The organism is Rhodococcus sp. IEGM 1307, assembly GCF_030056915.1.
GTDB lineage: Bacteria > Actinomycetota > Actinomycetes > Mycobacteriales > Mycobacteriaceae > Rhodococcus_F > Rhodococcus_F opacus_D.
Window position 1 is genome coordinate 454,190 of the sequence record NZ_JASHKW010000004.1, and the last position, 7,167, is coordinate 461,356.

3 protein-coding genes and 1 pseudogene are annotated in these 7,167 nt (G+C 64.3%); 3 read left to right on the forward strand and 1 reads right to left on the reverse strand.

Annotated features, from left to right (window positions below; genetic code table 11):
- Window positions 1–88 precede the first annotated feature (88 nt).
- Window positions 89–885, forward strand: a pseudogene (locus QM841_RS10860) (class I SAM-dependent methyltransferase).
- Here the strand turns inward: QM841_RS10860 and QM841_RS10865 are convergent.
- Window positions 851–1,057: a hypothetical protein gene (locus QM841_RS10865; protein ID WP_105414514.1), complete on the reverse strand. Its 207-nt coding sequence runs from the start codon at window positions 1,055–1,057 to the stop codon at window positions 851–853. The pseudogene QM841_RS10860 and the gene QM841_RS10865 sit on opposite strands and share 35 nt — an antisense overlap.
- A gap of 1,853 nt (window positions 1,058–2,910) precedes the next feature.
- Here QM841_RS10865 and pabB point away from each other — a divergent pair.
- The gene (gene pabB, locus QM841_RS10870; protein WP_283331957.1) at window positions 2,911–5,793 is read left to right on the forward strand and encodes an aminodeoxychorismate synthase component I; all 2,883 of its coding nucleotides are present in this window, start codon (window positions 2,911–2,913) and stop codon (window positions 5,791–5,793) included.
- 1 nt (window position 5,794) lies between these two features.
- Window positions 5,795–7,167, forward strand: a 1,373-nt coding sequence (locus QM841_RS10875) for a condensation domain-containing protein (RefSeq protein WP_283331958.1), incomplete at its 3' end; no start/stop codon positions are given.

Sequence of the window (7,167 nt, forward strand, 5' to 3'; positions counted from 1 at the left end):
CCAGCGATTTCCGGGAGGTCCCGCCCGAGTCCGGACACGTTCGCCGAGATGGGACTGGCGAAGTGTCTCAGTCCGCTGGAATTGCGAGATGCCCGGGCGGAACCAGAGTTGCCGCGACGGTGGGGGCGCAGCGGCCACTCCGATCCGCAATGATCAGATCGAGGCAACCTTCAACGACTACGACACGTACGCGTCGGCGTATGACGCCGGTATCGAGAACAACGTGTACAACGCCCTGCACGAACGACCCGCGACATTGGCGCTGGTCGGAGACGTCGGAGGCCGGAAAGTACTGGATGCGGGGTGCGGCAGCGGTGCGCTCTCACGCGCACTCGCCGCCGCTGGTGCTGCCGTCACCGGCGTCGATCTCAGCACGGGTCTGCTCGCGATCGCCCGGACGCGCCTCGGCCCGACGTGCCGTTGATCCGGGCGGACCTCAACCAGCAGTTGCCCATCCGGTCATCGACCTTCGATGTCGTCGTCGCCTCGTTGGTCATGCACTACGTCCACGATTGGTCGAGACCGTTGACCGAGTTTCGCCGGGTACTCGTGCCAGGCGGGTGCGGCGTCATCTCGACCCATCACCCGTTCGTCGACTTCAGGCTTGCCGGGGAGGGCGACTATCTCGGAACGTACGAGTTCACCGAGGAATGGGTGAAGTCCGGCGAGACCTTCCACATGAAGTTCTGGCACAGGCCGCTGCACGCCATGTTCGACGCATTCACCGCAGCAGGATTCACCGTCGAACGCGTTTCGGAGCCACGACCCTGTGCGGCGGTGCGCGCTCGCTCCCCCGAGCACTTCGATCGGCTCAGCCGTGAGGCACCGTTCATCTTCTTTACGCTGCGCGTCAGGGAAAGTGCATCAGCTTCCTGGCGAGGGTGAAGAGACGGCGGGCGAGCCTCACCACGGGCAAGCCCAGAGGAAGCAGGATGACCGTCACACAGAGCACCCCACCGACCAGCCACACGACCGCCGCGACAATGCCCAGCACCGTGCCGAGCACAGCCGTGAGAATGCCCAGCACCACGTCGAGCAGGCCCCGCAATAATCGCATGACAACCTCCTGACCTCCTGGTTCCAGTCTGCGCGCCGACGAGCCGAAGCGCACCTCTCGAAGCCGCCCGTCAGGGAAGGGAATACCGCTGCACCGCGAACCGTTGACACACTCGACGGTGTTCGACCCCAATGCCCCGGGTGTCACATTGAAAACTTGTCGCTTCGAGCGACCACTTGCCGAGAGGCGCACTGGCGGGCACCGTCACCCCCCGACCGGGTCAGACCTACATTGCGTAGCGCGCCTGGGAAGGAAGCGAAGCCGCTGACACCGTCAGGTGCCGGCGGCTTCTTGCCTGCGCAGACGAATGTGGGCACCACTAGCGTGACTGCATGGCACTCATCGGGATCGAACGGCTGCGCTAGATGTAGTTCCCAGGGAGGTTGTGAACGGCGTGGCAGGTAGGCGAGGGCCTCGGGTATCGGTGTGGTCACCGCCCTCGCCCGACTCGTCGTCGACGAACATCGGCCGCTGCGCCGTGCCTCCGAACGGTTCCAGTGCTCACCGGCAACAGCCAAGAAATGGGCCGACCGCTATCGAGACGCTCGCGCAACGCCGAGAACGGAAGCTGTTGGGACAGTTCACGTTCAGATAGGTAGTTGACGTACCAATCGTTATCGGCAAATTATGGGAGATACTACATCTCGCCTCTCAACGGTCTCGAGAGTTGCACCGGGCGGGCGCCACAACTCGACCGCGCTCGAGGCAGTCCCGGGCTGGTCTCACACGCCTGGACAGGCCCCCCCGGTTATCAATGAGCGTCGCGGAAAGCTTGCTCGATGTCCGCGGGTGCGCGGACTGCGACTTGGCGGTTCTTCCTGCTCGGGCTGCGCGGCCTCTTCACTCTCGTCGGGTCTGGTCTCTCTCCTCGTTCTGCTCCCCTCCCTCGTCCTCGGGTAGCTATGCGTCTTCCCACTCCTGTTCGCCCTCTGCAGGCTCGTCACCCTCGAGGGGCGCTTCCTCACCCACTCCCCCACCAGGTCCACGCCGCTCGACTGGAGCGGGCGAAGACCGCGTACACCGTCCGGACCTGAGGGAACTCGATCGGCAGTTGCCGCCAGGCGATACCACCGCGCACGAGGTACAGAAAACTTCATGCCGATGCAATCCCCGGCGCGCCGTCCCCAACCGGCGAAACGGGGAAACGCGCGCGCCATCGTCGCGGTCGGCCGTTCCATCCTCGTGATCATTACACCCGACACATCAACCCTGAGATCAAGAGACGCAATCACTTTCGTGGGCTAGAGGCTCTAGGCCACACTGTCACACTCCGTGAATAGAACCGACCATTTGCTCTGTGGATTACTACCGGATGGGTGCCCTTGTATCCACAGACTTTCGTGACTTAAGGTGGAGTGCGCGCATCGCGCGGCGTGTCGGGGCCTGGGCGGGTTGCGTTGATAGACAGGCTAAATAGCCCTCCTAAGGATTGATCATGTCCACCAGGCCCACCGTATCGACGGTACAAGGACCCAGTTGTCCCCCGGCCGGCTCGTCACCAAGAATGCACGAGCGGGCATCGCCGGCACTCAGGCGCAGCTGGTCAGTTTTCCTCAGGTCGGCGGAGCCTCCCAAACGGGGGCGACACGTCGAGAGGTCTTGGTGGCAACCATCCGCACCATCGCCGGCACGGGCGGACTTCATGGCTCGGCGCCTCATCCCACAACGTCGGCCGATTCGCCGCCCCAGTCAATGAACCACACCAGCTTTCCCCGTGCTGGAGGAGGACGCCACGGGTGGTGCGCGCTCAGACGAAAGCTCCTGCAATAAGTTCGAGGGACCTCTTCACGTCGATGCACCGGCGAGTGACACCGAAGTGTCGCATCCCTCACACGCCGAGAACCGGGCAAACGATGTTTACCAAGACGTTGTTGATCGACAACTACGACTCCTTCACCTACAACCTCTACAGCTTTCTCAGCGAGGTCAACGGGTGCCCGCCGACGGTGGTGCGCAACGACGTCGACTGGCGTGCGATCGAACTGACCGAGTTCGACAATATCGTGATCTCTCCGGGGCCCGGTCGTCCAGCAAGCGAACGCGACTTCGGCATCAGCTCGCGGGCCATTCTGCAGGGTGGGCTTCCGACGCTAGGAGTGTGCCTCGGCCATCAGGGTTTATGCCACCTGTTCGGTGCGCATGTCGTCGTGGCACCAGAGCCGCGGCACGGTCGCAACTCAGCGGTATTCCACGACGGAAGAGAATTGTTCGCGGGCCTCCCCTCGCCCCTGTCGGTCGTCCGGTACCACTCTCTCGCCGTCGAAGATCTCCCTGATGAGCTGGAGCCAACTGCGTGGACATCCGACGGAATTCTCATGGGGGTAAGGCACCGCCAGCACCCGCTGTGGGGGGTGCAATTTCATCCGGAGTCGGTCTGCACCGACCATGGACATGAACTCCTCGCCAACTTCCGTGACCTCACTCCGACCCGCCGGAAGGGATCCGCCCCGAAGCCTCGACGTCGGCCGCGGACCTTGTCGCCATACGTGGTGGAAACACGACGGATAGATCGGCGAGTCGACCCACAGACGGTGTATGAGCGCCTGTTCGCAGACGGCCCCAACAGTTTTTGGCTCGACGGCAGCTCCACAGTGGAGTCGGACGCCCGCTTCACCATCATGGGCGACGCCTCTGGCCCACGCGCCGAGTACATCACGTACGACGTCGCGGACGGCACCGTCCTGGTGCACCGTTCCGGCGTTCCGGCCGGCAAACGACGCGTGCGATTCTTCGACTATCTCGACGAACAGTTGCGGGCCCGCGCTGTGCCGCCATCGCCGGACCTGCCGTTCTCGTTCAATCTGGGTTACGTGGGCTACCTGGGCTACGAGTTGAAGGCCGAAGCCGACGGCAATGCGCAACACTCCGCGGACACACCGGACGCTGCCCTGGTCTTCGCCGACCGCGCAGTCGTGATCGACCACGTCGACGGCAGCTGCTACCTGCTGGCGCTCAGCGAGCAGGCCCACGAACCCGAAACCCGCGACTGGATGCGCCGTACGGCCCAGGTAATCAACCGATTGCCCGTCACGACCGACGATGCGCTTCCCGCGCGGCCGCTCATCAGGTCGGCGGCAGACCCGCGCATGACGCTGCGCCACAACCGTGAAACCTACCTCGACAAGATCCGTACCTGTTTGGAGAACATTCGCGTCGGCGAAACGTACGAAGTGTGCTTGACGAACCACGCCCAGATCGATGTCGAGATAGACCCCGTCGAAACCTTCGCCTACCTCCGATCGATCACTCCAGTGCCCTACGCAGCACTCCTGAGGTTCGAGGCAGCGGACATACTCAGCGCCTCCCCCGAGAGGTTTCTGCGCGTGGACGCCGACCGGGTAGTGGAGTCCAAGCCGATCAAGGGCACCCGGCCGCGGGGAACAACCGCTGCGACGGACGACGCGCTCCGCCAGGACCTGCTGACGAGCGAGAAGGACCGGGCCGAGAACCTCATGATCGTCGACCTCGTGCGCAACGATCTCTCACGGGTCTGCATCCCCGGTTCGGTGCACGTACCGCGATTGTTCGACGTCGAAACCTACGCACCGGTCCACCAACTCGTGTCGACGGTGCGGGGGACGCTGCGCAGCGACGCGACTGCAGTCGGGTGCGTGCGCGCCTGCTTCCCGGGTGGCTCGATGACCGGAGCACCGAAGATTCGCACCATGGAAATCATCGATCGGCTGGAGGAGGGGCCGCGAGGCGTGTACTCGGGCGCCCTCGGCTGGCTGTCCATCAACGGCACCGCCGACCTCAGCATCGTCATCCGAACCATGGTGTCCCGGCACGGGACAGTGAGCTTCGGGATCGGGGGCGCCATCGTCGCATTATCCGACCCCGACGAAGAGTTCACCGAGACCCTGGTCAAGGCGGCCGCCATGCGCAGGGCCCTCACGATCAGCGCCGGCAGATCCCCCGCCCTCGCCCACAGCGTCGGTCCGCAGACCTCGAGTGACGCCATCGATCGAGCCAGGCGACGACCCTCGCGGGCCGAACTGGGCGGTGTAGAAGTGTGGGTCTGCCCCGGTGTGCCGGCACCCAGGGCCAACACCGAACTTGTACTTGCCGAGGCCCTCGCCGATATTTCACATGTCACGACTCCAGTGGTCGTGGATCTGTGCACCGGTTCGGGAGCAATCGCCCTGGCAATCGCGCATGCCCGAGCCGATGCCGGTGTACATGCCGTGGATGCGGATCCGACAGCCCTGAACGTGGCGCGACGCAACATCGAACGTCAGATCCGCCTCGGCGAGAGCCCGATCGTGCTTCACGAAACCGCCGTCTCCATGCCCAATCTGCTGTCCGGCCTTGCCGGAACGGCCGATCTGGTCCTCGCCCGTCCACCGTGCATTCCCGACGACGAAGACCTTCCCTCACAGTGCGGCGAGTACCGCCGACGGGCCTTGGTCAGCGGCACAGATGGGCTGAAGCTCGCCCGGCAAACGATTGTTGCGGCGGCACGGCTCCTGCACGCGGGCGGCAGCCTCGTCGTGGAGCACCGCCCCGACCGCTCCACGACAGTGCTCGCACTACTCGACGAGAACAAGTTCTTCGCCAACGTGGCAACACACTTCGATCAGGCGGGAGAAGCGGCCTACACCACGTGCGCGCGGACATCCATGCAACTCCAGCACGCCGAGGTCGGGCCCGAGCCCAACCCTTGCACGCCTCCTGGTGCGAAGAGCAGATCGGAGAAGAGTCGTGGACGCCGTCCCGCCACCGATTCCAGGAATTGAAATGCGCTCGGGAGCCCTTCCGTCGGAGGCATGCCGTTTATCGGCCGCACAAAAGGGAATCTGGTTCGCCCAGCAACTGGCCGGCGAGCTCCCGATCACGATCGCGCAGTACGTCGAGGTCTTCGGCGAGTTGGATATCGATTTGCTCGAGGCGACCAGTCGCGTGGCGGCCAGGGAGTTCGGTTCCGGGTTCTTACGCCTGGTCGATCACGACGGCGAGCTGTATCAACTGGTCGACGATTCTTCCGACAGCGGAATCCGGCGAATCGACTTTCGCGCGGAGGACGACCCGAGCGTCGCCGCGCAGCAGTGGATGCGCAGCGAGTTCAGCACCCCGATAGACCTCCTCCACGATGCGCTCGCAGTCTCGGCGATCCTCCGAGTCGGCGACCGGCACTACTACTGGTACTCACGCGTTCACCACATCGCCCTCGACGGTTACGGCGCCATGACGCTGATGCAGCGTATTGCCGAGTTGTATACGGCCGCAGTTGCCGGTGTCGAGGACCCGCCGCTCCGCGTGCTGGACCTCGCACAGATCGTTGAAATCGATGCTGCCTACCGGAACTCGGATCGCTTCGAGGCGGATCGGCGGTACTGGGCGGAACGGACCTCGGGACTGCCGGAACCTGCGAGCCTGGCAGGGCGGTCGGCGCCCGTCGAGGCGCATCCGCGAGTGGCCAGCGCGGCCTTGTCACACGACGTAGCCTCAATGCTCGATTCGGTCGCAACGAAGCACAACTCGAGTGCGGCAACGGTCTTGGTCGCTACTCTTGCCGGCTTCCTGTGCCGGATGACAGGAAGATCGGACATCGTTCTCAGTCTGCCGGTTTCGGCCCGAACGACCGCACCGCTGCGACGCTCAGGTGGGATGTTGGCCAATGTCGTGCCGCTACAACTCGAGGTGGGCGCGGACGTGACGATCGGGGCGCTGATCCACTCCGCCCAGCTCGAGTTGACCGGGGCGCTGCGGCGGCAGCGGTACCGCCGTGAGGACATCTGCCGTGATCTCGGCAGGGACATCAGCCGCAATCGCTCGTTTGGTCCGACTCTCAACATCATGCCGGCCGACCGAGAGATCCGGCTGGGCCCGCACCTCGGCCGGCTGCACGTGTTGACCTCCGGGCTCGTCGACGATCTTTTCGTGAACATCTACCCGAGCGTGGGCGGCACCACGACGCACATCGACTTCCAAGCCAACCCGAGCCTGTACGACGACGACATTCTCAAATGTCATCACGACCGCTTGTTGTCCTTTCTCGACCGCTTCCTTTCTGCCGATGCGGGGAGTCGGGTCGGTGACCTCGACCTCCTCGACGCCGACGAAAAACGGAACCTGCTCGACCGCACCGGCGGCCCCGAACACCCCGCAAC